Below are 24217 nucleotides of genomic sequence, written 5' to 3'. Positions count from 1 at the left end.
CGGGCCTGATAACAATGACTACAAGCCTGCCTGTAAACCCCGCGCTGAGCCGGCGCGGGCTGCTCAAGTTCAGCCTCGGCGCCAGCGCCCTGCTCGCCACGACCGGACTGAGCGCCAGCCTCAGCGGTTGCTCGGCGCAAACACCGGCCAATGGCTTCATCTGCTTGCGCGACAACGACCTGCCGATTCTTCAGGCGTTGATCCCGGTCGTGCTGGCCGGCACCCAGGCGGCCGCCAACCGCGACGCCTTGCTGCTCAGGCTGGACAACAAACTCGCGGCGCTGTCGCCGGCCATGCTCAAACTGACCCGCCAACTGTTCGACGTACTCGCGATGGCAGTCACCCGCGGGCCGTTGACCGGGATCTGGGGCAGTTGGGACAACGCCAGCAGCGCGCAGATCGAAGCCTTTTTGCAACGCTGGCAGGACAGCTCGCTGAACCTGCTGCGGATGGGCCACGCCTCGCTCCTGCAACTGCTGCACATGGCCTGGTATGAACTACCCGACTCCTGGGCTCATTGCGGCTACCCCGGGCCACCCAAGGTCTGATTCACTGATAACGACAAGAGGCTGAAGATGCCCGTACCCGACCTGTTCCGCGACGGCCTCAACAACCGTGGCTGGAAGACCCGTGACGCCTCACGCCTGGACCAGGACCTGCACCTTGCGGCCGACATCGCCATCATCGGCAGCGGTGCTGGCGGCGCCACCAGTGCCGAGCTGCTCAGTGCCGCCGGCTTCAAGGTGCTGCTGATCGAAGAAGGCCCGCTGAAAACCAGCAACGACTTTCACATGCTCGAAGACCAGGCCTACGCCAGCCTCTACCAGGAGGGCATCGGACGCATGAGCAAGGACGGCGCCATCACCATCCTGCAGGGCCGTGCGGTCGGCGGCACAACCCTGATCAACTGGACTTCGAGCTTTCGAACCCCCGAACCGACCCTGGAGCACTGGGCCAGGGAACATGGGGTCAAGGGCCTGGGCAGCGCCGAACTGGCGCCCTGGTTCGCGCGCCTGGAACAGCGCCTGGGTATCGAGCCGTGGATCATGCCACCCAATGCCAACAACGAGGCGCTGCGCCGTGGCTGCGAAGCGCTGGGCTACAACTGGAAGGTGATCCCGCGCAACGTGCGCGGTTGCTGGAACCTGGGCTATTGCGGCATGGGTTGCCCGGTCAACGCCAAGCAGTCGATGCTGGTCACCAGCATCCCGGCAACCCTCGATCACGGCGGCGAGCTGCTGTACCTGGCCCGCGCCGAGCACCTGGAACACAACGGCGAGCAGATCAGCGGCCTGCATTGCGTAGCCATGGACTCGCGCTGCGTCGAACCCACCGGCCGCAAGATCAAGGTCAAGGCCCGGCACTACATCCTTGCCGGCGGCGGCATCAACAGCCCCGGACTGCTGCTGCGCTCCAACGCTCCGGACCCTCATGAACGCCTGGGCAAACGCACTTTCCTGCACCTGGTCAACTTCAGTGCCGGTTTGTTCAAGGATCAGGTCAACCCCTTCTACGGCGCGCCGCAATCGATCTACTCCGACCATTTCCAGTGGCGCGACGGCGTCAGCGGGCCGATGGGTTACAAGCTCGAAGTACCGCCCCTGCACCCGGCGCTGGCCAGCACCCTGCTGGGCAGTTTCGGCAAGGAAAATGCCCTGCGCATGGAGCAACTGCCGCATACCCATGTGATGCTCGCCCTGCTGCGCGACGGTTTTCACCCGGACAGTGCCGGTGGCGAGGTGCAGTTGCGTGGCGATGGCGCGCCGGTGCTCGACTACCAGGTCTCGCCCTACGCCTGGGACGGTATACGCCGGGCTTTCCAGAGCATGGCCCAGATCCAGTTCGCGGCAGGTGCCGACAGCGTCATGCCGGTGCACAGTGATGCCCGCCATGTGAAAACCCTGGCCGAGGCCCGCCAGATGATCGACGGGCTGAACCTCGAACTGTTTCGCACCCGCCTGGGCAGTGCCCACGTCATGGGCGGCTGCGCCATGGGCGAGGACCCGCGCCAGGCGGTGTGCGACAGCCTGGGCCGGCATCACCAACTGGGCAACCTGTCGATTCACGACGGCTCGTTGTTCCCCACCAGCATCGGCGCCAACCCGCAACTGTCGGTGTATGGCCTCAGTGCGCTGCTCAGCGATGCCCTGGCCACGCGCCTGGTTGCCGGCAGATGACAACAAATGGCCTCACTGTCTATAGTGCCTTCAGCGTGGACGGGCGACTTGGCCGACCGCCACTGCTGCGATACCATCCGACTCCCCAACGCACTCCTGCCAGGACGACGCGATGAACCGAGTGTTGTACCCAGGTACTTTCGACCCTATTACCAAGGGCCATGGCGATCTGGTCGAGCGTGCCTCACGGCTGTTCGACCAGGTGATCATTGCGGTCGCCGCCAGCCCGAAGAAAAACCCACTGTTCCCGCTGGAACAACGGGTAGAACTGGCTCGTGAGGTCACCAAGCACCTGCCCAATGTCGAAGTCATCGGCTTCTCCACCTTGCTGGCGCATTTTGCCAAGGAACAACAGGCCAATGTGTTCCTGCGCGGCCTGCGCGCGGTCTCGGACTTCGAGTACGAATTCCAGCTGGCGAACATGAACCGGCAACTGGCCCCCGACGTCGAAAGCCTGTTCCTTACGCCTTCGGAGCGCTATTCGTTCATCTCCTCGACCCTGGTCCGGGAAATCGCGGCGCTGGGTGGCGACATCACCAAATTCGTCCACCCCGTGGTGGCCGACGCCCTGACCGAACGCTTCAAGAAGTGACATCGGCGATTTGACCAAGGCGCCCGCGTGCACTGCGGGCGCTAATGCGGCACAATTATGCCCATTGGTTTTCAAATGCCCGGGTGCTGAGCCCTGGCCGGAGTCCCCATGTCCCTGATCATCACCGACGATTGCATCAATTGCGACGTCTGCGAACCCGAGTGTCCGAACGCTGCGATCTCTCAAGGCGAAGAGATCTACGTGATCGACCCCAACCTGTGCACCCAGTGCGTCGGCCATTACGACGAGCCGCAGTGCCAGCAAGTCTGCCCGGTAGACTGCATCCCTCTGGATGAAGCCCATCCGGAAAGCGAAGCGCAGCTGATGGAAAAATACCGCCGAATCACCGGCAAGGCCTGATGCCGTTCGTCGCCCGGTTTGCTCCGCTGCTGCTTGGCGCCGCCCTGGCGCTGGCGGCAGCCTGCGCCCAGGCACAAGGCCCGGGGCGCGCAGCCATTGCCACTCCGCATGCCCAAGCGACGGCTGCAGCGCAGGAAATCCTCGAACAGGGCGGTAACGCCTTTGATGCCGCGATTGCCGTCAGCGCCGCGCTGGCGGTAGTCGAGCCTTACGGCTCGGGCCTTGGCGGCGGCGGCTTCTTCCTGCTGCGCGAAGGCGATACGCCGGCGCGCTACGCCTTCATCGATGCCCGTGAGCGCGCGCCTGGCAAGGCCAGCGAAGCCATGTACCTCAAGGACGGCAAGGTCCAGCCGGGGCTGTCGATCAATGGTCCGCTGGCCGCGGCGATTCCCGGCTTGCCGGCAGCGCTGGCCGATCTTGCCGCCGAATACGGCAAGCTGCCGCTCAAAAGCACCCTGGCCCCGGCCATTCGCCTGGCCAACCAGGGCTTTGCTGTCGACCGCGTTTACCGCGACCGCGCGCAAATGCGCTTGAGTGCGCTGCGCGACGATCCGGAAAGCGCCCGGCTGTTCCTGATCAACGGTGAAGTACCAGCCCTTGGCGCGCAAATCCGCCAGCCTCAGTTGGCCATTACCCTTGAGCGCATCGCCAAGGAAGGCCACGACGGTTTTTATAGCGGCCCTACCGCTCAGGCCATGGTTCAGGGCGTACAGGCTGCCGGTGGTATCTGGAGCCTGGACGACCTGGCCAACTACCGCACCGCCAAACGCGAGCCACTGCGCTACCCACTGGCCGGCCAGCGCGAACTGATCAGCGCCCCGCCGCCCTCGGCCGGTGGCGTGGCCCTGGCCCAGAGCCTGGCGATGCTGCAGCGCCTGCCCTGGCAAACTGCTGAGCCTGTGCAGCGCAGCCATTACGTGCTGGAAGTGTTGCGCCGTGCCTACCGCGACCGCGGCCTGCTTGGCGATCCGGATTATGTGGCCAACCCGATTCCACAGTTGCTTGCGCGAAATTACCTGACGGCCCTGGCCGACAGCATCGACGTGCATCAGGCCACCCCCAGTAGCAGCCTGCCGCCTGCCCCGGCCTGGCGCGAAGGCGATCACACCACCCACTTTGCGGTGATCGACGCCGACGGCAATGCCGTGGCCGCGACGCTTTCGGTCAACCTGCCGTTTGGCGCTGCCTTCAGCGCGCCGGGCACCGGCGTGGTGCTGAACAACGAAATGGATGACTTTGCCGCCGACCCGCGTGGCAGTAACAGTTACGGCCTGGCCGGCAGCCAGGCCAACGCCGTGGCCGCCGGCAAGCGCCCGCTGTCGAGCATGAGCCCCAGCTTCATCGAGAGCCCGACCCAGTTCGCCGCCTTCGGCACCCCGGGCGGCAGCCGAATTCCGAGCATGGTGCTGTTATCGATGATGGGCTTTCTCGAGGGCAAGCCGGTTGCCGACTGGCCAGCCGTACCGCGCTTTCACCACCAGTACCTGCCCGATGTGGTCGAGCACGAACCCGGCGCTTTCAGCCCCGAGCAACAGCGCGAGCTGCAAGCGCGCGGCTACCTGCTCAAGGACCTGGGGCGAACCTACGGCAATCAGCAAGTGTTGTACTGGGACAAGGCCGGGCAAACCCTGGAAGCCGCCAGTGACCCTCGCGGCGTGGGCGCCGCGCAAGTGCTCAGCCCGCGCTGAGCACTGTCACTTCTGGCAGCGCAGGCAGAAGACGCTGGCTCGCTGGCCGAGCTTGACCTCGCGCAGGATGCTGCCGCAGACCTTGCACGGCTCTTCCCCTCGCCCGTACACAAACAGCTCCTGCTGGAAGTAGCCCGGCTGGCCGTCGCCGCCGATAAAGTCGCGCAAGGTCGTGCCGCCACGCTCGATGGCGCAGGCCAGGATGCGTTTGATCTCGATCGCAAGCTTCAGGTAGCGCGCCCGCGAGATACTCCCGGCCTCGCGACGCGGATCGATGCCCGCAGCGAACAACGCCTCGGTCGCATAGATGTTGCCGACCCCAACCACCACCGCGTTGTCCATGATGAACGGTTTGACCGCCATGGAGCGGCCACGTGACAGCTGAAACAGGCGTTCGCCGTCGAACAGGTCAGTCAACGGTTCCGGGCCGAGCTTGATCAACAGCTCATGATTGAGCGGATCGAGGCTCCAGAGCATCGCGCCGAAGCGTCGTGGGTCGGTGTAACGCAGGGCCAGCCCCGACTCCAGTTCAATGTCCACATGCTCATGCTTGGCCGCCGGCAAGCCGATCTCGACCAGGCGCAGGTTGCCGGACATGCCCAGGTGGCTGATCAGGGTACCGACCTCGGCATTGAGCAGCAGGTACTTGGCCCGCCGCTCGATCTTGACGAAGCGCTGCCCAGACAGGCGAATGTCGAGATCCTCCGGGATTGGCCAACGCAAGCGCCGGTCGCGCACGATCACCCGACTGACCCGCTGGCCTTCCAGGTACGGCGCGATACCGCGTCGGGTGGTTTCGACTTCTGGCAATTCCGGCATGGATCAGTGGCTACCCAGTTCGCGAATGGTCTGCTTGAGGTTCTCGAAGTCATACTCGGACAGGCCGACATAATCGAGTACCAGGTGCCCGACGGTATTCCATTCGTGGTCGACGCTCTGGTTGCCCAGTACACGGTACGAGGCGCAGATGTGCTCGGCCATCTTCAGGATCGCCAGGAGGTTTTTCAGCTGGCTGTTGCGCGCCGAGTCATCGCTGAACACCGCCAGGGCGTTGTGATGGTTGGCAATGGCGTTGCTAAGGTGTTCCGGCAGGCGCCAGGACTTGGCGGTGTAGTAACCGACCACCGCGTGGTTGGTGTTGAACTTCTGGTTCTCGGTGTCGACCACACGCTGCTCAGCACTGGCATTGGCGTAGGCATCCTCGAGCACACCCATATAGTCAGGGAAGCGCTTGAGCATCAACGGCACACCGCAATCGTGGAACAGGCCCAGGGCATAGGCCTCGTCCACCGCCTGCGAGCCGATGCGCTTGGCCAGCGTCAGGCAGGTCATGGCCACGTCCTGGGCGGTGTCCCAGAAGCGGTTGAGGGTGACGATGGTGTCATCGCTCATCTCGCCCTTGATCGACTGGGCGTTGATCAGGTTGATGATCGAGCGACTGCCGAGCAGGTTCACCGCGCGCTGGATCGAAGCAATCTTGTTGCTCAGGCCGTAGTACGGCGAGTTGACCAGTTTGAGCAACGCACCGGACAGGCCCGGGTCCTGGGAGATCAGCTTGGCGATCACTTCCAGGTCAGGGTCGGGCATGTATTGTTCGAACTGCAGGTCAACCATGATCTGCGGCTGCGGCGGTACGCTGATGCCCTGCAGGGCATCCTGGATCTGTTCGGCGGAGAGTTCCTGGGACATAAGTACACACTCGGGGCTAAGCGGCGATTCTAACCCGATCATGCTGGCCAGGGGGGAAGCGAAAGGCCATCGCTCTGTTGCAATTTGTCGCTATTCCCCATCGAGGCGCCGGGCATCGGGTTATAATCCCGCTCTTTTTTCCCGGAGCGACGTCATGTCCCTGCCCAGCCTTCGTCTCAAAGCCAATGCCGACCGCCGCCTGCGCGCCGGCCACCTGTGGGTCTACAGCAACGAAATCGACGTCGCCGCGACCCCGCTGCATGGCTTCAAGGCCGGTGACCAGGCGATCCTCGAAACGGCTGGCGGCAAGGCCCTGGGCGTCGTCGCCATGAGCCCGAACAACCTGATCTGCGCCCGCCTGCTGTCGCGCGACGCCAAGCTTGCGCTGGATAAATCGCTGCTGGTGCACCGCATCAACGTTGCCCTGTCGCTGCGCGAGCGCCTGTTCGACAAGCCGTTCTACCGCCTGGTGTACGGCGACTCCGACTTGCTGCCGGGCCTGGTGGTCGATCGCTTCGGCGACATTCTGGTGGTCCAGCTCGCTTCGGCGACCATGGAGCAACACAAGGATGACGTGATTGCTGCGCTGGTCCAGGTGCTCAAGCCAACCGGCATTCTGTTCAAGAATGATTCGGCCGCGCGCGATGCCGAAGGCCTGGGTCGTTACGTTGAAACCGTATTCGGCCTGGTGCCGGAATGGGTTGCCCTGGAAGAGAACGGCGTGAAGTTCGAAGCCCCGGTGATGGAAGGCCAGAAGACCGGCTGGTTCTACGACCACCGCATGAACCGCGCGCGCCTGGCGCCGTACGTCAAGGGCAAGCGCGTGCTCGACCTGTTCAGCTACATCGGTGGCTGGGGCGTGCAGGCCGGTGCCTTTGGCGCCAGCGAAGTGTTCTGCGTCGATGCCTCCGGCTTTGCCCTGGACGGCGTCGAGCGTAACGCCGGTCTCAACGGCATCGCTGAAAAGCTGACCTGCATCGAAGGCGACGTGTTCGAAGCCCTGAAAGAGCTCAAGGCTTCCGAAGAGCGCTTTGACGTGATCGTGGCCGACCCGCCCGCATTCATCAAGCGCAAGAAAGACCTGAAAAACGGCGAAGGCGCTTACCGTCGCCTCAACGAACAGGCCATGCGCCTGCTGACCAAGGACGGCATCCTGGTCAGTGCATCCTGCTCGATGCATCTGCCCGAAGACGATCTGCAGAATATCCTGCTGACCAGCGCCCGCCACCTGGACCGCAACATCCAACTGCTCGAACGCGGCGGCCAGGGCCCGGATCACCCGGTCCATCCGGCGATCCCGGAAACCCGCTACATCAAGAGCATCACCTGCCGCTTGCTGCCGAACAGCTAAGGCGTTCGGCCTGCCTTGGTGGGAGCGGGCTTGACCCGCGATGGCTGTGTGCCAGTCACAGCACATCGCGAGGCAAGCTCGCTCCCACTTGGCCAAGCAGTGTGCTATGCGCTAGCGGTTAGGCTGCCAGGTCAAATCGTCGCCATCGAGGGTCAGCGTCTTGTAACGCGGCATCACCGGTTTCATCTGCCCATTGCGGATCAATTGAACCAGTCGCTCGGTGTTATCGCGAATGCTGTGCAGACTACCGACCTCGCGCCACTCACCCTCGCCCTCACGGGCAAACAGGAAAACGCTCGACGCATAGGTATGCCGCGGGATCATCAGCACTTCGTTGCGCCCGTCGCCGTCCATGTCCACCCCCCACAGAAAGCACCCCCTGCCGCCGCACTGGCTCTGGGCCATGACCATTTGGGCGAACGCCTCGCTGCCAGGTTGCTCAGGCCCCAGCCATTCGAGTTTCGGGCCGCGAGTGTCTTCGGCATACCGGACATGGGCTTCATCCATGATCCCCAGCAGCTTTTCCCGACCTTGTGCGTCGAACAGCTCATCCGTTTTGAGCCGCGCTTCCAGCGCCTTGAACGCCTCGCGTCCCGGCTTGCCAAGGCGGTGGTACAAGGTTCTGGCATCGAATTCCTGGATCGCGGTGCGCCCGCTAAGCAGGCGCTCGACCTGGTTGTTCGCACTGATCTGCAGAGGGTTCAACAGTGGCGTGTAGAACAGCACCACAAGCACCGCACTGAGCAGGGCAATCCACGGGTTGCTCACCCGCAAGCTGTGCAGCCAGCCCTGGCGCGATGCGAACACCGCCCAGAGTGCGGCCAGGCTATGTACCTGCATCACGCCGATCAACAGCAGGGCGAGGATGCGCTCAGGCGTCAGGCCGTATTGATCGACCCGCAACCAGCTTGAGTAGGCAGCGAGTGCTACCAGCACCGGCAAGCACAGCAGGCAGGCCTCGACCAGACGCTTGAGCACGCCCGGATAGGGATTGGCCTGATGGCCATCCTGGAACACGCCGTTGAGCAAAAACAGATTGGTCGCCACCAGCAACAACAGAATGGTGGTCGAATAGCCAGTGTTCCAAACTGGCTGCAGCCCGGTAAATGGCAGGGCCAAGCTGAACAATACGGCGATCAGTGCACTGAGCGGCAGCAGCACCCGGCACAGGGTCAGCAAGACGCCGCGCAGCAGGCCGATGACCTTTTCGTTCTCAAGGCCCATGCGCATGCCCAAGGAGAACACCACTGCCAGCCCGATACGCAACACGGGGGCCGAAGTCAGCACGTCTTCGACCTGGGGGATGCCGAGCATCAGGAACAAACGCCCACACAGCCACAGCAGCAGCCAGAACAACAAGGTAAACAGCAACGCCAGGAGGACAATGAAGACGTTGTTCCAGGCATGCCGGAACAAGTCTTCATAACGCGGCCGCAGCCCTTCGCGGGTTGGCCAGCTGAGAATGAAGGCGGTGCAGATATAAGCAAGGACAACCGCAGCCAGCCACGAGCTTTGCCAGACCCAGCCCAGGGTGTCCTGGCTGAAGGTCCAGCTGCTGATAAAGCCAATCAGCAGGGTCAGGCCCAGTACCAGCCAGCCCGTACCGCGTTGCAGTACCGCGCTGCCGAGCAGTTGCAGGTTGACCCCGGCCACCAGCACCGCAGAGCAGAGGCCGAATGGCAGCCCGGCGATATCGATTTGGATGTGCCTGGCGAAGAGGAACACCAGGCCCTGTATCAGGCCGATGGCCAGGTAAAACAGTAAAGATCGACTTGTCGCAGGCATTGCAAATCCTTTTGGCCAGTGGGGTGCGAGGCGCGCAAGTCTAACCAAAGCCGGCCCATCGACGCCAAGGCCTTTACCTTGCGGGCTGCGCCAACGGCCAATTATCACAACGCCATTCCCTCAAGGCCGCAGCGGTGTAGAATCGGGCTATTCATCGCCAGTCATCCCCGGCGGGTTTATGAGCTCTGGCCGAGCGCACGGCGATCCCGCGGCGTCCTCGGCTTCATCCGTACCAGCGGCCACCTGCCTTCGGTGCAAAGGACAAGAGAAGCTCACTCCCCTTTTTGTTACCTGATTAGCCGCCAGGAGTGCTTCATGCCTGATTACCGCTCGAAAACGTCCACCCACGGCCGCAATATGGCCGGCGCCCGCGCCCTCTGGCGTGCCACCGGGATGAAGGACGAAGATTTCAAGAAACCGATCATCGCCATCGCCAACTCCTTCACCCAGTTCGTCCCGGGCCATGTGCACCTGAAGGACCTGGGCCAGTTGGTAGCCCGCGAGATCGAGCGCGCCGGTGGCGTGGCCAAGGAATTCAACACCATCGCGGTCGACGACGGCATCGCCATGGGCCATGACGGCATGCTCTATTCGCTGCCAAGCCGCGAGATCATTGCCGACTCGGTCGAGTACATGGTCAACGCCCACTGCGCCGACGCCATCGTCTGTATTTCCAACTGCGACAAGATCACCCCCGGCATGCTGATGGCTGCCCTGCGCCTTAACATCCCGGTGATCTTCGTCTCCGGTGGGCCGATGGAAGCCGGTAAGACCAAACTGGCCAGCCACGGCCTGGACCTGGTCGATGCCATGGTGATTGCCGCCGACTCCACCGCCAGCGACGAAAAGGTCGCCGAGTACGAACGCAGCGCCTGCCCGACCTGTGGTTCGTGCTCAGGCATGTTCACCGCCAACTCGATGAACTGCCTGACCGAAGCCCTAGGCCTGGCCCTGCCGGGCAACGGTTCGACCCTGGCCACCCACAGCGACCGCGAGCAACTGTTCCTGCAGGCTGGCCGTACCATCGTCGAGCTGTGCAAGCGCTTCTACGGTGACAACGACCAGAGCGTGCTGCCGCGCAACATCGCCAACTTCAAGGCGTTCGAGAACGCCATGATGCTCGACATCGCCATGGGCGGTTCGACCAACACCATCTTGCACCTGCTGGCTGCCGCCCAGGAAGCCGAGATCGACTTCGACCTGCGCGACATCGATCGCCTGTCGCGCAAAGTGCCGCAACTGTGCAAGGTGGCGCCGAACATCCAGAAGTACCACATGGAAGACGTCCACCGCGCCGGCGGCATCTTCAGCATTCTCGGCTCGCTGGCCCGCGGCGGCCTGCTGCACACCGACCTGCCGACCGTGCACAGCCCGAGCATGGAAGAAGCCATCGCCAAGTGGGACATCACCCAGACCAGCGATGAAGCGGTTCACCACTTCTTCAAGGCCGGCCCCGCGGGCATCCCGACCCAGACCGCGTTCAGCCAGTCGACCCGCTGGGAAACCCTGGACGACGACCGTGAGAATGGCTGCATCCGCAGCGTCGAGCACGCCTACTCGCAAGAAGGCGGCCTGGCGGTGCTGTACGGCAACATCGCCCTGGACGGTTGTGTGGTGAAAACCGCCGGCGTCGACGAGTCGATCCACGTCTTCGAAGGCAACGCCAAGATCTTCGAAAGCCAGGACAGCGCCGTACGCGGCATCCTTGCTGACGAAGTGAAAGCTGGCGACATCGTCATCATCCGCTACGAAGGCCCCAAAGGCGGCCCGGGCATGCAAGAGATGCTCTACCCGACCTCGTACCTCAAGTCCAAAGGCCTGGGCAAAGCCTGCGCCTTGCTCACTGACGGTCGCTTCTCGGGTGGCACCTCGGGCCTGTCGATCGGCCACGCGTCACCTGAAGCGGCTGCCGGCGGCGCTATCGGCCTGGTGCAGGATGGTGACAAGGTGCTGATCGACATCCCCAACCGCTCGATCAACCTCTTGGTCAGCGATGAAGAGCTGGCGGCGCGGCGTGTCGAGCAGGACAAGAAAGGCTGGAAGCCGGTGGAAGTGCGACCACGTAAAGTGACCACTGCGCTCAAGGCCTATGCCCTGCTGGCCACCAGTGCCGACAAGGGCGCGGTGCGCAACAAGGCGCTGCTGGACGGGCTGTAAGTAAAAATCGCGGGGCAAGCCCGCTCCTACAGTTTTGTAGGAGCGGGCTTGCCCCGCGATAGCCTCAACTCAGTACTTGGCGCGCAAGGTCAACGTCAGGTTGCGCGGCTCGCCATAGAAGTTCGACCCCCACGAACTGTCCACGCGCTCATAGTAGGTCCGATCAAACAGGTTGTTGGCCGTCAGCTTCGCCGACAGGTTGTCGTTGAACTTGTACCCAACCTGAGCTGTGGTAAGGGCATAACCGCCCTGAACAAAATCCACGTCACGCTTGTAGTACGTGGCACTCACCGCACGCACCCCACCCCCCACGCTGAAGTCCTTCAGTGGCCCGTCGGTAAACTCGTAGTTCGTCCACAGGTTGAAGTTGTGCTTGGGCGTGATGGTGGTGCCCTGGTTGGTGTCCTCGCCGCTCAGCGACTTGAGCATGGTGAAGGCATAACCGGTGCTGATGCTCCAGTTGTCGGTAAGGTTGCCGCTCAGCTCGGTTTCCCAGCCCTGGCTGCGAATCTTGCCCTGGGGCTCGTAGTACTGACTGTTGGCCACAAGCTCGGCACGGTTTTCGTCATAGATGCGAAACAGCGCCACGCTGCCGTTCAAACGGCCATCGAAGAACTCGCGCTTGAGGCCGATTTCGTACTGTTTGCCTTTGCGCGGCGCAATGGTCTGGCCCCCGCTGTCGACATCGGTCTGCGGCTTGAACACGCTGGTGTAGCTGGCATAGGCCGACAGTTCCGGGGTCAGCTTGGCGATCAGCGCCGCGTAAGGGATGACCTTGCGGTTGATGTTGGTCTCGGTGTTGCTGAAGTTGTTGAAGAAGGCGTTGGCGTTGTGCGCTTCGCTATCGAACCAGGTCACCCGGCTGCCGAGGATCACGTCCAGCCAGTCGGTGGCGCTGATCTTGGTGCGGGCATAAAGGCCGTACTGGTGCGACTTGGACCAGTTGCCGTTGTCCATCTCGTACTTCTGCTTGGGGATATTGATGCTGCCCGGGTCAAAGACATTGGTGTCGAAGTATTCACCGCCGCCGTAGGTGAAGTCCTTGTCCAGGTGCTGGTACTCGGCGCCCACGGTCAATTCGTGGGTACGACCGAAGGCTTCCACCGGCAAGGTCACGAAGCTGTCCAGGCCCAGCGTCTTGATGTGGGTGTAGTAGGAGTAAGCCACCGCCGAACTGGCACCCGTGGCCGGGTCTACCGCGCCGTCGCTCCAGGTGAAGTTGCGGGTCGGGGTTTCCGCGTCGCGGTAGGTCAGCGAGGTCTTGAACTGGCCACCGTTGTCCAGGGTGTGATCGGCCTCGAAGAAGCTTTCCCACACATGCTCGTCCAGCTCGTTCCACTTGGCGTCGACAAAGGTCGAGCGTTTCACGTCCAGCAGCTTGCCGTTGGCATAGGCCGGCAAGCCGAAGGCGGGGGTGGAATGGTTCTTCTGATAGGCGCCGCCCAACGACAGGGTGGTGTCCGGGGTCACGTCGTACTCAAGCCGGCCGTAGACCATCGGCCGCTCGTTCTGGGCGTAATCGACGAAGGATTTATTGTCTTCATAGGCAGTGACAAAGCGCCCGCGCAGGCTGCCGTCGCTGTTGAGCGGGCCGGTGATGTCCACGGTCGAATGGTAGTGATCATAGGAGCCTGCCGACAGCTCGCCACTGAGGGCGAATTGGCCGAGGGCGCGCTTGCGCACCAGGTTGATGGTGCCGCCGGGTTCACCGGCGCCCTGATACAGGCCGGAGGGCCCGCGCAACACTTCGACCCGGTCGAACATCGCCAGGTCGAAGCTGGTCATCAGGTCGCCCTGGCCGGTCATTTGCGAAACGCCGTCGACCTGCACCTGGTCGACCAGAAAGCCGCGCACGTACACGTCATTGAGGCTGGAGCCGGAGTTGTAGCTCTTGATAGTTGCCCCGGTGACCTGACGCATGGCGTCCTGCAGGCTGTTCATGTTCTGGTCGTCCATGCGCTGACGAGTAACGACCGACACCGACTGCGGAATATCCTTGAGCTTCTGTTCGCCCTTGCCGATGGTCAGCGCGCCCGTGGTGTAGGACTGGCTCCCTTCGGTGGTGGCGCCGAGCACCTTGCCGCCGACCATGGTCGCCCCCAACTGCAACGCGTCGTCTTTGCCCTGGCGTTTTTCCAGGGTCACGCTGTCGCGGTCGATGTAGCTTGCGCTCAGGCCAGTGCCGGCCAACAGCCTGGCCAGGGCTTGGTCCTGTGGATAACTGCCATTCAAGCCTGGGGAGCGCAGGCCCTGGGTCACCTCGGCACCGACCAGCACCTGCACCCGGGTCACCGCGCTGAAGGCTGCCAGCGCCGCATCCAGCGATTGCGCCGGGATCTCGAAGCGATAGACCTGCGCTTGCGCGGCAGGTGCGGCCAGGGTCGGCATCGCCAAGGTGCCGCAGCCCAGGGCAATGGCCAGGCTCAACAGGGTCGGCAGGCCGGGCAGGCGCCGGGTGGCAGTGGTGTTTTCCATCAGTGGTGCTCCCCAGAATCATCGAAGTCGTAGAGTGGCGCCGCACTATCTGAGAGTGCTTATTATTTGCGCCTACGAGATCAAGGACGTCTGCTGACGGGGAAACCCTGAAACTTTTGTAAGAAATTTTTCAACCTTCGCGCAATACCCGCAGGTACGGCGTGTAATGCTCGGCGTGCAAGCCCAAGGTGTGGGTCAAGGCCCTGAGCACGGCATCAGGCTTGTCGATCTCGAAGACCCCCGAGACCTTGCGCTGGCGCAGGCGCTCGCCCAGCACCAGGGTCTGCCCCGGCCAGTATCGGTTAAGGGCATCGACCACCTCGGCCAGCGGCTGCTCGCGGAACACCAACTGGCGTTGGCGCCAGGCGAACTCAGCGGCCACATCGAAGGCATGCTCGCGACTCAACTGAGCGCCGCGGTACTCGACGGCGCGGCCAGGTTCGAGCAGCACGGACTGCTGGTTGTCGGCGCTGACCTGGACCTTGCCCTGGGCCACTCGCACGCGGGTTTGCTCGCCTTGCCGGGCGACGCTGAAGCGCGTACCGACAACCTTGACCCAGCCATCACCGGAGCGAATCACAAACGGCCTTGCCGGGTCACGGCTGACCTCGAACCAGGCCTCGCCACGTAACAAGCGCACCCGTCGCTCGCCATCGGCCAGCTCGACCTGCAGGGCCGTGTCGGTGTTGAGCTGAAGTTGCGAACCGTCTGCCAGGGCGATGCTGCGCGACTCCCCGGTGGCGGTGGCATAGTCGGCGCGCCAGCGGTCCGGCCAGGGGCTTAACGCCAGCAAACCAATCATCAACAGCACGGCCGCAGCACTGGCCCAGAGCTGCCGCCGTGGCCGGCGCCAGCGCGCGTGCTGGGCCTGGCGAATCTGCCGCGCCGACTCACGCAAGGCACCCAGCAGGCCAAGCACCTCGTCCCAGGCCTGAGCCTGGGCCGGCCCTTTGGCCAGCCAGGCTGTGAACGCCTCGCGCTCCTCGGCCGTGACGTCGTCAGCCTGCAGGCGGTAGTACCAGCCACTGGCTTGGTCGAACACATCGTCGGCGTCCGTGGCATGAGGGTCGGTCATCGGGGTATCCGTCGCTGCAAATAGCCGCTTCATGGACGCGGCCCCGGCGTGCCGCTGAACAGCCGCGCCTTGATGAAGGCCCGACATTCGATCAGCGCACGGCGCAATTGGTATTCGACACTACGCGGGGAAATGTGCAGCCGTTCGCCAATTTCCCGGTAGGAACATTCGTCGACATGATAAAGCAGGAAGATATCGCGGGTCGCCTCGGGCAAGGCTTGAATGGCCTCGTGCATCAGGGCTTGCTCCTGCAGCACAGACAATTGCTCGTCGGCACCGGGCGTTTCGCAGGCCAGCTCCTCGCTGGGTTCGCCGCCGTCGAGGCGCTCGCGGCGAATGGATTGACGCTGATGGTCACGCACCAGGTTGCTGGCAATGGTGAAGAGGAAGGCCGGCAGATTGTCGATCTTCTTGTCGGCAGGCAACCGCGCCAGGCGCAGGAATGATTCCTGGGTCAGGTCGGCTGCCACCTGAGCATTGCCGGTACGGCGCGCAACAAAGGCTTCCAGCGCTTTCTTGTGCTCGGCGAACAAGCGGGCAATCTGCGTATTCCACGAAGACACGGTACTTCCTGGCGATGGACCTCAAGGTGAGCGCACGCTAGCAGAAGATGAGATAGATTCGCAATTGATATCTATTTTGTGAGCGGTGGGGTTTCATCGCGGCATAGGTATCTACACACCTCGCGATTGCATGTTAGCCGCTAGGCTTTTTGGCCTCGACACGCACTCTCACCTGGCACCAGGCTGACAACGCCGATCTCACAGGCCATGGTACGTTGCAACAAATGTGGGAGCGGGCTTGACCCGCGATGCGCCGCGCGGGCGGCGCTCGATCTTAAGAGCGCAAAAAACCTTACGACATACACCTGGCAGGCTTTACCCCATCTCAAAGCCTGTACCTCTGAACCACTACACATCTTGCAATTGCGTGATGACGGTGAGGTGTGGGGCTTGAGATGAGGTGAGGGCCAGTAGGTGTACGCCGTAGGGGTTGTGGCGTCCTTGAGATCGAGCGCCGCCCGCGCGGCGCATCGCGGGTCAAGCCCGCTCCCACATTTGCTGCAACGTGCCATGGCCTGTGAGAACGGTGTTGTCAGCCTTGGTGCATGGCGAGAGTGCGAGCGGCCACGAGCATTCTGTTTGCGACCTTCCGTTATTCCAAAAACGACTATCTAAATTCCATTTCGATATAAATTCGTTGGTTTTCATGCTGTTAGCATTTCTGTTCGTAATCGCACACAGAGGCGATGCCCCGCCTTTTTTTCCTGGAGCTTCAATGAATCTGCCGTTGTCTCTCAATCTGCTGGCGTTCCTGGCCTTGCTGCTGGGCCTGGCACAAACCCGTCATGGCAACTGGAGCCTGGCCAAGAAGGTCCTGGTCGGGCTGATCCTCGGCGTGCTGTTCGGCGCCGCCCTGCATGCCATTTATGGCGCGGGCAACCCGGTGCTCAAGGCGACCATCAGCTGGCTCGACCTGGTCGGCAACGGTTATGTGCAGTTGCTGCAGATGATCGTCATGCCGCTGATCTTCGCCTCGATCCTCAGCGCTGTCGCGCGCCTGCACAACGCTTCGTCGTTGGGCAAGATCAGCTTCCTGACCATCGGCACCCTGCTGTTCACCACGGCGATTGCCGCGCTGATCGGCATCGTCCTGACCAACCTGTTCGGCCTGACCGCCGAGGGCCTGGTCGCCGGCACCGCCGAAACCGCGCGCATGGCGGCGATCCAGAGCGACTACGTGGGCAAGGTCAGCGACCTGAATATCCCGCAACTGCTGCTGTCGTTCATCCCCAGCAACCCGGTAGCCGACCTGGCCCGAGCCAAGCCGACCTCGATCATCAGCGTGGTGATCTTCGCCGTGTTCCTGGGCTTGGCTGCCCTGCAACTGCTCAAGGATGACGCAGAAAAAGGCAACCGCGCCCTGGCCGCCATCGATACCCTGCAAGCCTGGGTGATGCGCCTGGTGCGTCTGGTGATGAAGCTCACCCCTTATGGCGTGCTCGCGCTGATGACCAAGATGGTGGCCAGCTCGAACCTGGACGACATCCTCAAGCTCGGTAGCTTCGTGGTGGTGTCGTACCTGGGCCTGGGCCTGATGTTCGTGGTGCATGGCGTGTTGCTGGCACTGAGCGGCGTGAACCCGCTGCGCTTCTTCCGCAAAGTCTGGCCGGTGCTGAGCTTCGCCTTCACCAGCCGCTCCAGCGCGGCGAGCATCCCGCTGAGCATCGAGGCACAAACCCTGCGCCTGGGTATTCCACAGTCGATCGCAAGCTTCGCTGCATCGTTCGGTGCAACCATTGGCCAGAACGGTTGTGCCGGCTTGTACCCGGCCATGCTGGCGGTGATGGTGGCGCCAGCGGTGGGTATCGACCCGTTTGATCCGCTGTGGATTGCCACCCTGGTGGCGATCGTCACCCTGAGTTCGGCAGGTGTTGCCGGTGTGGGCGGCGGTGCGACCTTCGCTGCGCTGATCGTGCTGCCGGCCATGGGCTTGCCGGTGGAGCTGGTGGCCTTGCTGATCTCGGTCGAGCCACTGATCGACATGGGCCGTACCGCGTTGAACGTGAACGGCGCGATGGCTGCGGGGGCGATTACCAGCCAGATGCTCCAGCAGACCGACAAGTCAGTGCTGGATGCGCAGGAGCATGCGCAACTGACGCATTCCTGAGATTTTCGGGAAGTTCATCGCGGGGCAAGCCCGCTCCTACAGGGATTATCTAAACCTGTGGGAGCGGCGATGCGGCGACCCGACTTGCCCCGCGATGCTTTTCAGGCCTTTTCCCAGACCTCGAAGTGATACGCCGGCTTGTCGCCCTCAGCCGGATTCTCCTGGCTCGACGCCAACGTCCACTGCGCCTCATCAAACCGCGGAAACCACGCATCCCCTTCCGGGCTCAGTTCCACCCGCGTCAGGTACAGCCGATCCGCCAGGCCTCGCTCGATGGCCTGGGTGTACAACTGCGCACCGCCAATCAGCATCAGCTCATCGACGCCCTGCTCAAGCGCCCATTGCTCGGCACGCACCATCGCCTCATCGAGCGAGGCGAACACCTCGGCGCCTTCAAGCTGCAGGCCCGGCTGGCGGCTGACCACCAGGTTCAAGCGCCCCGGTAGCGGCCGGCCCAGCGAATCCCAGGTCTTGCGACCCATGATGATCGGCTTGCCCAAAGTGGTGGCCTTGAAATACTTGAAATCCCCCGGCAGGTGCCAGGGCATGCTGTTGTCGATGCCGATCACGCGGTTCTCGGCGAGGGCCGCGATCAGGCTGAGGGGAAGTGATGTTTTCATGCCGGCGAGGATAGCAAAGCCCGATCTTCGATGCCTGGGTTATGCTTTGGGCTGACTTGATCAATGGAAGCGCGTGTGACTGCACTGACTGACCTGGACAAACGCTGGCTCACTGAAGCCGTGCGCCTGCGCGAAGAATACGCAGGCCCCTTGGAAGACCAGGAAGCCAACCGCCGCGCCCGCCAAGCGGGTGGCGACCTGCAAGCGCGCATCGAAAACCGCGCCTTGTGGCTGGCCGAACGCGACGGCATGCGCAGCGCCCTGCAACACTGGAAACAAGGCGCACGCCTGGCGCTGGCGGCCCTGGTGGCGCTCGCCGTGCTCAGCGGCGCCGGCCTGGCCCTGGCCGCCCTTGGCGACAGTCAACGGCCGGTGAATGTGTTCTGGGCCCTGGGCAGCCTGCTGGGGCTCAACCTGCTGCTGTTGCTGGGTTGGCTGCTGGGCTTTTTCTTCGCCGCTGAACAGGGCGCAACCCTTGGCCGCCTGTGGTTGTGGCTGAGCGAAAAATTCGCCCGCGATGCCCAGGCCGCGCACCTGGCCCCGGCCCTGCTGGTGATGCTGCAACGGCAAAAGCTCAACCGCTGGCTGCTCGGCCTGCTGGTGCACAGCCTGTGGTTGGTGGCCCTGGGCACGGCACTGATGATGTTGCTGATCCTGCTCGCCACCCGCCGTTACGGCTTTGTCTGGGAAACCACCATTCTAGGTGCCGACACCTTCGTGGCCCTGACCCAGGCCATCGGCTCCCTGCCAGCCCTGCTCGGTTTCAGCGTGCCGGATGTCGCCATGATCCGCGCCAGTGGCGACAGCCAGCCAGCACTTGAGCTGGCCCGCCGAGCCTGGGCCGGGTGGTTGCTGGGGGTGCTGCTGGTGTATGGCATCCTCCCGCGCCTGCTGCTTGGCGCGTTGTGCCTGTGGCGCTGGCGCAGTGGCCGGGCGCGCCTGCAACTGGACCTAAACCTGCCCGGCTACAGCCCGCTGCGCGATGCGCTGATGCCCAGCAGCGAACGCCTGGGCATCAACGATGCGGCGCCTGATACGCTGCCGCAGATTGTCCGCGGGGTCGGCGAAGCTCATAGCGATGGCGCCCTGCTGGTAGGCCTTGAGCTGGATGACACACGCCCATGGCCACCCGCCTTGCCGGCAACGGTGAGCAACGCCGGCATCCTCGACAGTCGCGAGTCGCGCAACAAACTGCTCGAGCAGCTCGGCCGCTTTCCGCCGGCGCGCCTGGCAATTGCCTGCGACCCGCGCCGCTCGCCTGATCGCGGTAGCCTGGCGCTGCTCGCCGAGCTTGCGCGCAATGCCGGCGCCACGCGCATCTGGCTGTTGCAGGCGATGCCCGGCCAGGCCCTGGATGCAGAGCGCCTGGGTGACTGGCATCAGGCCCTGGAACAGCTCGGTTTAAGTTACGCCGACAGCGCCCCGTTGAACTGGCTGGAGCTTGGCCATGACTAAGCCGCTGAAACTGGCCGTGGTCGGCCACACCAATGTCGGCAAGACCTCACTGCTGCGCACCCTGACCCGTGATGTCGGTTTCGGTGAAGTGTCCCATCGGCCGAGCACCACCCGTCATGTCGAGGGCGCACGCCTGTCGGTGGACGGTGAGCCACTGCTGGAGCTCTACGACACGCCGGGGCTGGAAGATGCAATCGCCCTGCTCGACTACCTTGAGCGCCTGGAGCGTCCGGGCGAGCGCCTCGATGGCCCGGCGCGGCTGGAGCGTTTTCTGCAAGGTAGCGAGGCACGCCAGCGTTTCGAGCAAGAGGCCAAGGTGCTGCGTCAGTTGCTCGCCAGTGATGCCGGCCTGTACGTGATTGATGCCCGCGAACCGGTACTGGCCAAGTACCGCGACGAGCTGGAAGTGCTGGCCGGCTGCGGCAAGCCGCTGTTGCCGGTGCTCAACTTCGTCGCCAGCAGCGACCATCGCGAAGCCGACTGGCGCGAAGCGCTGGCGCGCCTGGGATTGCACGCACTGGTGCGCTTCGACAGCGTCGCACCGCCCGAAGACGGCGAACGCCGCCTGTACGAAAGCCTGGCCTTGATGCTGGAAAACTCCCGTGGCGCGCTGCAACGCCTGATCGACGATCAGCAGGCCCAGCGCCAGGCCCGGCGTGAGAGCGCCAAGCGTCTGGTCGCCGACTTGCTGCTCGACTGCGCCGCCTGCCGGCGCAGCGTGATCGCCGAAGCTGGCGCCGAAGCCGTAGCCATAGAGACCTTGCGCCGCGAAGTGCGTCAGCGCGAACAACGCTGTGTCGAAGCACTGCTCAAGCTCTATGCCTTTCGCAAGGAAGACGCCACCAGCAGCGACCTGCCCCTGCTCGATGGACGCTGGGGCGATGACCTGTTCAACCCGGAAACCCTCAAGTTGCTCGGCGTACGCCTGGGCAGTGGTGTGGCGGCGGGTGCAGCGGCCGGGGCGGGCGTCGACCTGCTGGTTGGCGGCTTGACCCTCGGTGCTGCGGCGCTGGCCGGGGCTATTGCCGGTGGTGCCCTGCAGACCGCCCGCAGCTATGGCTCGCGCCTGCTCGGCAAGCTCAAGGGCCAGCGCGAGTTGACGGTGGATGACAGCGTGTTGCGCCTGTTGGCGTTGCGTCAGCATCAGCTGATTCACGCGCTCGATGCCCGGGGTCATGCGGCCATGGAGCGGATCAAGCTGGCGACGCCACAGGAGCAGACCTGGCGTGAAGGCAAGCTGCCGGAGGCGCTGAGCAAGGCCCGGGCGCATCCGCAGTGGTCATCGCTCAATCCGGGAGCACGGGTGAATCAGGCGGAACGCCAGGAGCAGATTGATGCGCTAGTGCAAGAGCTTTAGGGCCTTGCCCTTGAGCAACTGCAGATCGATGACCGGCACATCCATTTCCTTGGCCAGTTCATCCCACTGACGCATGCGCAGGCTCACTTCACACAGCGGGTCCTGCTCGAAGGCATCGGCCTCGGCCTCGCTCATCACCCCGCCCTGGTACGCCAGGGTGCGTCGGCTGGCCTCGCTCAAGCGCTGGTAATAACCTGGCTGACGCAAGGTCAGGTAGCGCTTGGCCTCGACGTGATACTCCACCAGTTTGGCCAAGCGCTCGCTAAAGCCACAACGACGCAGGTAGTTGGCGCCTACCCGTTCGTGGCTGACCGCACCATAACCACCCATGTTGCCTTTGGCGCCGCCACAGATGTGGCCGATGTCATGGAAGAACGCCGCCAGCACCACTTCATCGTCATAGCCCTCGGCCAATGCCAGCTGCGCCGCCTGGGACATATGCTCGAGCTGCGAAACCGGTTCGCCGATGTAGTCTTCATCACCATGCTGCTGATACAAGGCGAAGACGTCGCTGACAATCTGTTCGGCTGTAGCCATGGTTAGTCGATCTCCTCCAGCAAACGGGCGATATGCTGCTCGGCCAGGGCCGGGCCGACACTCATGCCGACGCCGCTGTGCATCAGCGCGGCACTGACTCCCGGCGCGACCTGCAGCAGGGAAAACGGCCCCGGCCCGCCAGAACCATAGACGCCCTGCCAGCGCTCGACCACCTCGATGCGCCCGCCCAGGGTCTGCTCGGCCAGCTCGATCAACCAGTTGTCGACCTGTTCGGCGTTGAAGGGTGATGCATCACTGCCATAGGCGTGGGAGTCGCCGATGATCAGCTCACCGTGGGGCGTAGGGCTGATCAGCAGATGGATGCCGTGCTCCAGCAGGTGCGGGCTGTTGGCCTGCAGTTGCGCTTTGAGTGCCTGGGCCTGGGGCAAATCGGCGAAGGCGCCGTAGTGCACGCAGCTCAGGCCGGTGAGCAGTGCGTGCTGCAGATCGAGCTTGAAGCGTGGCCGGGCGCGCAACATTTGCAAGCGACAGACCTGCGGTTGCAAGGCAGCGATAGGTTCAGCGAGCAGGGTCTGATAGTCGTGACCGGAGCAGACCACGACCTGCCTGGCGCTGAACTCCCCCGCCGTGGTCGAAACGCGACCGGGTTCGATACCACGCACCAGCGTGGAGAAGTGAAACTGTACACCCAACGCCCGCTGCAGGAAGTGGATCAGGCTCGGCAGCGCCTCGCGCGAATACAACTGCTGGTCTTGCAGCCCGCGCAAGGCGGCGCGATGGTGACGGAACTGGCCGCCGTAGAGGTCGTTCAGGGCGGCGCCGCTGAGCAGCTCGATCTTGTAGTCATGTGCTTGCGCACGCTCGGCGCAGAAGGCTTCGAGCAGTTCCAGCTCCAGCGCGGTACGGGCAAACAGCAGCGAGCCGTTGGCCTTGAGCTCGAAGCCGGCCTGATGCGCCCAGTGCTTCCAGATGCCGCTGCTGGCCTTGGCCAGTTCGAGCATCTGGCCTGGCGGTTGACCCGTAACCAGTGCCTGGCCGAAGTTGCGCACCGAAGCGCCCAGGGGTGTGGCGCTGCGCTCGAAGACCCGCACCTTGAGCCCGCGCCGGGCAGCGGCGTAGGCATGGGACAGGCCGAGGATGCCGGCGCCGACGATGAGTAGATCGGTCATTTGAGGTTCCTTCAAGAATGCTATCGCGGGGCAAGCCCGCTCCTACCCCGCGATGCTGTTACTGCTGCGCCACCTTCTCCGACTTGCCGTCATAGCGCTTGCGCCACTCGGCCAGGATGCTGTCGCGGTTCTTCGACGCCCAGGCGAAGTCGTTCTTGATCAGGCGCTGCTCGTAGTCGGCCGGCAGTTCGGTCTGTGGTTTGGCGATGCCCGGCTGGGCCAGCACGGCGAAGTTTTCCTTGTACAGTTCCATGGCCGCCGGGCTTGCCGAGAAGTCGGCCAGGCGCTTGGCTGCGTCTTCATTCTTGCTGCCCTTGATCACCGCGGTGGCCTCGATCTCCCAGCCCAGGCCTTCCTTCGGCAAGACGATGTCCAGCGGCGCACCCTGGCGCTTGAGCTGCACGGCCGGGTATTCGAAGGAGATACCGATCGGGAACTCACCGGCCGCCGCCAGCTTGCACGGCTTGGAACCGGAGTGAACGTATTGGCCGATGTTCTGGTGCAGGCCGTCCATGTACGCCCAGCCCTGCTTCTCACCAAAGGTCTGCAGCCAGGCGCTGACGTCCAGGAAGCCGGTGCCCGAAGACGCCGGGTTAGGCATGACGATCTTGCCCTTGTACTCAGGCTTGGTCAGGTCCTGCCAACTCACCGGCTTGCTCAGGCCCTGCTTTTCGGCTTCGATGGTGTTGAAGCAGATGGTCGCCGCCCAGACGTCCATACCCACCCAGGCCGGCGGGTTGGCGGCATCGCGGTAGTTGCCGCCGATCTTGCCAAGGTCTTTCGGGGCATAGCTTTGCAGCATGCCCTGTTGGTCGAGGATCGCCAGGCTCGACGCTGCCAGACCCCAGACCGCATCGGCTTGCGGGCGATCTTTTTCGGCCAGCAGCTTGGCGGTGATGATGCCGGTGGAATCACGCACCCACTTGATTTCAATGTCCGGGTTGGCCTTCTCGAAGGCCTGCTTGTAGCTCTTGAGCTGTTCGGCTTCAAGCGCGGTGTAGACCGTCAGCTGGGTGTTGGCGGCAGTGGCCTGCACGCTGAATGCAGTGAGGACGGCAGCGGCAAGAGCAAGTGGCTTGAACATGATGCGACTCCTTTG

At 63.4% G+C, this 24217-nt stretch carries 20 protein-coding genes; 10 read left to right on the top strand and 10 right to left on the bottom strand.

Features of this window, described 5'->3' with window-relative positions:
• The first annotated feature begins 14 nt into the window (after positions 1 to 14).
• From EXN22_RS02760 to ggt, 5 genes are all read left to right on the top strand, one after another.
• The gene (locus EXN22_RS02760) at positions 15 to 548 is read left to right on the top strand and encodes a twin-arginine translocation pathway signal protein (RefSeq protein WP_130262412.1); all 534 of its coding nucleotides are present in this window, start codon (positions 15 to 17) and stop codon (positions 546 to 548) included.
• Positions 549 to 575: 27 nt separating this feature from the next.
• Positions 576 to 2177, top strand: a complete 1602-nt coding sequence (locus tag EXN22_RS02755) for a GMC family oxidoreductase (RefSeq protein ID WP_130262410.1) — start codon at positions 576 to 578, stop codon at positions 2175 to 2177.
• A 112-nt stretch (positions 2178 to 2289) separates the two neighbouring features.
• Positions 2290 to 2769 (top strand): pantetheine-phosphate adenylyltransferase, encoded by a 480-nt coding sequence (coaD, locus tag EXN22_RS02750; RefSeq protein WP_130262408.1) that lies wholly within the window; start codon positions 2290 to 2292, stop codon positions 2767 to 2769.
• A 108-nt stretch (positions 2770 to 2877) separates the two neighbouring features.
• The gene (locus tag EXN22_RS02745) at positions 2878 to 3129 is read left to right on the top strand and encodes a YfhL family 4Fe-4S dicluster ferredoxin (protein ID WP_045201878.1); all 252 of its coding nucleotides are present in this window, start codon (positions 2878 to 2880) and stop codon (positions 3127 to 3129) included.
• A complete protein-coding gene (gene ggt / locus EXN22_RS02740; protein ID WP_130262406.1) occupies positions 3129 to 4817 on the top strand; it encodes a gamma-glutamyltransferase in 1689 nt (562 codons plus the stop codon). The genes EXN22_RS02745 and ggt overlap by 1 nt, the downstream gene beginning before the upstream one ends.
• Before the next feature lie 6 nt (positions 4818 to 4823).
• Here ggt and mutM read toward each other — a convergent pair whose 3' ends face one another.
• Together mutM and EXN22_RS02730 are read right to left on the bottom strand one after the other, a co-directional pair.
• On the bottom strand, positions 4824 to 5636 hold the full coding sequence (gene mutM, locus EXN22_RS02735) for a bifunctional DNA-formamidopyrimidine glycosylase/DNA-(apurinic or apyrimidinic site) lyase (RefSeq protein WP_130262404.1): 813 nt from the start codon (positions 5634 to 5636) through the stop codon (positions 4824 to 4826).
• 3 nt (positions 5637 to 5639) lie between these two features.
• Positions 5640 to 6506, bottom strand: a complete 867-nt coding sequence (locus EXN22_RS02730; protein WP_130262402.1) for an HDOD domain-containing protein — start codon at positions 6504 to 6506, stop codon at positions 5640 to 5642.
• A 154-nt stretch (positions 6507 to 6660) separates the two neighbouring features.
• On the opposite strand from EXN22_RS02730, the gene EXN22_RS02725 reads away from it, so the two are divergent.
• Entirely contained in the window at positions 6661 to 7857 is a 1197-nt protein-coding gene (locus EXN22_RS02725) for a class I SAM-dependent rRNA methyltransferase (RefSeq protein WP_130262400.1), read from the top strand.
• A 111-nt stretch (positions 7858 to 7968) separates the two neighbouring features.
• Here the strand turns inward: EXN22_RS02725 and EXN22_RS02720 are convergent, their stop codons facing one another.
• Complete coding sequence (locus EXN22_RS02720; protein ID WP_130262398.1) at positions 7969 to 9642, bottom strand: DUF4153 domain-containing protein; 1674 nt, start codon at positions 9640 to 9642, stop codon at positions 7969 to 7971.
• Between the two features lie 315 nt (positions 9643 to 9957).
• On the opposite strand from EXN22_RS02720, the gene ilvD reads away from it, so the two are divergent.
• A complete protein-coding gene (gene ilvD, locus EXN22_RS02715; RefSeq protein WP_130262396.1) occupies positions 9958 to 11799 on the top strand; it encodes a dihydroxy-acid dehydratase in 1842 nt (613 codons plus the stop codon).
• A 69-nt stretch (positions 11800 to 11868) separates the two neighbouring features.
• Here ilvD and EXN22_RS02710 read toward each other — a convergent pair whose 3' ends face one another.
• From EXN22_RS02710 to EXN22_RS02700, 3 genes are all read right to left on the bottom strand, one after another.
• The gene (locus tag EXN22_RS02710; RefSeq protein WP_130262394.1) at positions 11869 to 14274 is read right to left on the bottom strand and encodes a TonB-dependent siderophore receptor; all 2406 of its coding nucleotides are present in this window, start codon (positions 14272 to 14274) and stop codon (positions 11869 to 11871) included.
• 130 nt (positions 14275 to 14404) lie between these two features.
• Positions 14405 to 15349, bottom strand: coding sequence for a FecR family protein (locus EXN22_RS02705; protein WP_130262392.1), 945 nt, complete (start codon positions 15347 to 15349; stop codon positions 14405 to 14407).
• Positions 15350 to 15378: 29 nt separating this feature from the next.
• A complete protein-coding gene (locus EXN22_RS02700) occupies positions 15379 to 15912 on the bottom strand; it encodes an RNA polymerase sigma factor (RefSeq protein WP_130262391.1) in 534 nt (177 codons plus the stop codon).
• A 715-nt stretch (positions 15913 to 16627) separates the two neighbouring features.
• Here EXN22_RS02700 and EXN22_RS02695 point away from each other — a divergent pair.
• Positions 16628 to 18019, top strand: coding sequence for an L-cystine transporter (locus tag EXN22_RS02695; protein ID WP_130262389.1), 1392 nt, complete (start codon positions 16628 to 16630; stop codon positions 18017 to 18019).
• Positions 18020 to 18120: 101 nt separating this feature from the next.
• Here EXN22_RS02695 and EXN22_RS02690 read toward each other — a convergent pair whose 3' ends face one another.
• Positions 18121 to 18639, bottom strand: a complete 519-nt coding sequence (locus tag EXN22_RS02690; RefSeq protein WP_130262387.1) for a dihydrofolate reductase — start codon at positions 18637 to 18639, stop codon at positions 18121 to 18123.
• A 63-nt stretch (positions 18640 to 18702) separates the two neighbouring features.
• Between EXN22_RS02690 and EXN22_RS02685 the strand changes: the two genes are divergently transcribed.
• On the top strand, positions 18703 to 20094 hold the full coding sequence (locus EXN22_RS02685) for a DUF2868 domain-containing protein (protein ID WP_130262385.1): 1392 nt from the start codon (positions 18703 to 18705) through the stop codon (positions 20092 to 20094).
• Positions 20087 to 21451, top strand: a complete 1365-nt coding sequence (locus tag EXN22_RS02680; RefSeq protein WP_130262383.1) for a GTPase/DUF3482 domain-containing protein — start codon at positions 20087 to 20089, stop codon at positions 21449 to 21451. Before EXN22_RS02685 ends, EXN22_RS02680 begins: the two co-directional genes overlap by 8 nt.
• Here the strand turns inward: EXN22_RS02680 and EXN22_RS02675 are convergent.
• Genes EXN22_RS02675 through EXN22_RS02665 form a run of 3 tightly spaced genes read right to left on the bottom strand, consistent with a single transcriptional unit; the run spans position 21434 to position 24202 of the window.
• Positions 21434 to 21988: a phosphonate degradation HD-domain oxygenase gene (locus tag EXN22_RS02675; RefSeq protein WP_130262381.1), complete on the bottom strand. Its 555-nt coding sequence runs from the start codon at positions 21986 to 21988 to the stop codon at positions 21434 to 21436. The two genes, EXN22_RS02680 and EXN22_RS02675, sit on opposite strands and share 18 nt — an antisense overlap.
• 2 nt (positions 21989 to 21990) lie before the next feature.
• A complete protein-coding gene (locus EXN22_RS02670) occupies positions 21991 to 23118 on the bottom strand; it encodes a TIGR03364 family FAD-dependent oxidoreductase (protein ID WP_130262379.1) in 1128 nt (375 codons plus the stop codon).
• Positions 23119 to 23176: 58 nt separating this feature from the next.
• Positions 23177 to 24202, bottom strand: a complete 1026-nt coding sequence (locus EXN22_RS02665; RefSeq protein ID WP_130262377.1) for a putative 2-aminoethylphosphonate ABC transporter substrate-binding protein — start codon at positions 24200 to 24202, stop codon at positions 23177 to 23179.
• Positions 24203 to 24217: the final 15 nt, after the last annotated feature.

Source organism: Pseudomonas tructae (assembly GCF_004214895.1).
Lineage (GTDB): Bacteria > Pseudomonadota > Gammaproteobacteria > Pseudomonadales > Pseudomonadaceae > Aquipseudomonas > Aquipseudomonas tructae.
The sequence above is the reverse complement of the archived record's forward strand: the minus strand, read 5'-3'. Positions and strand labels throughout refer to the sequence as shown.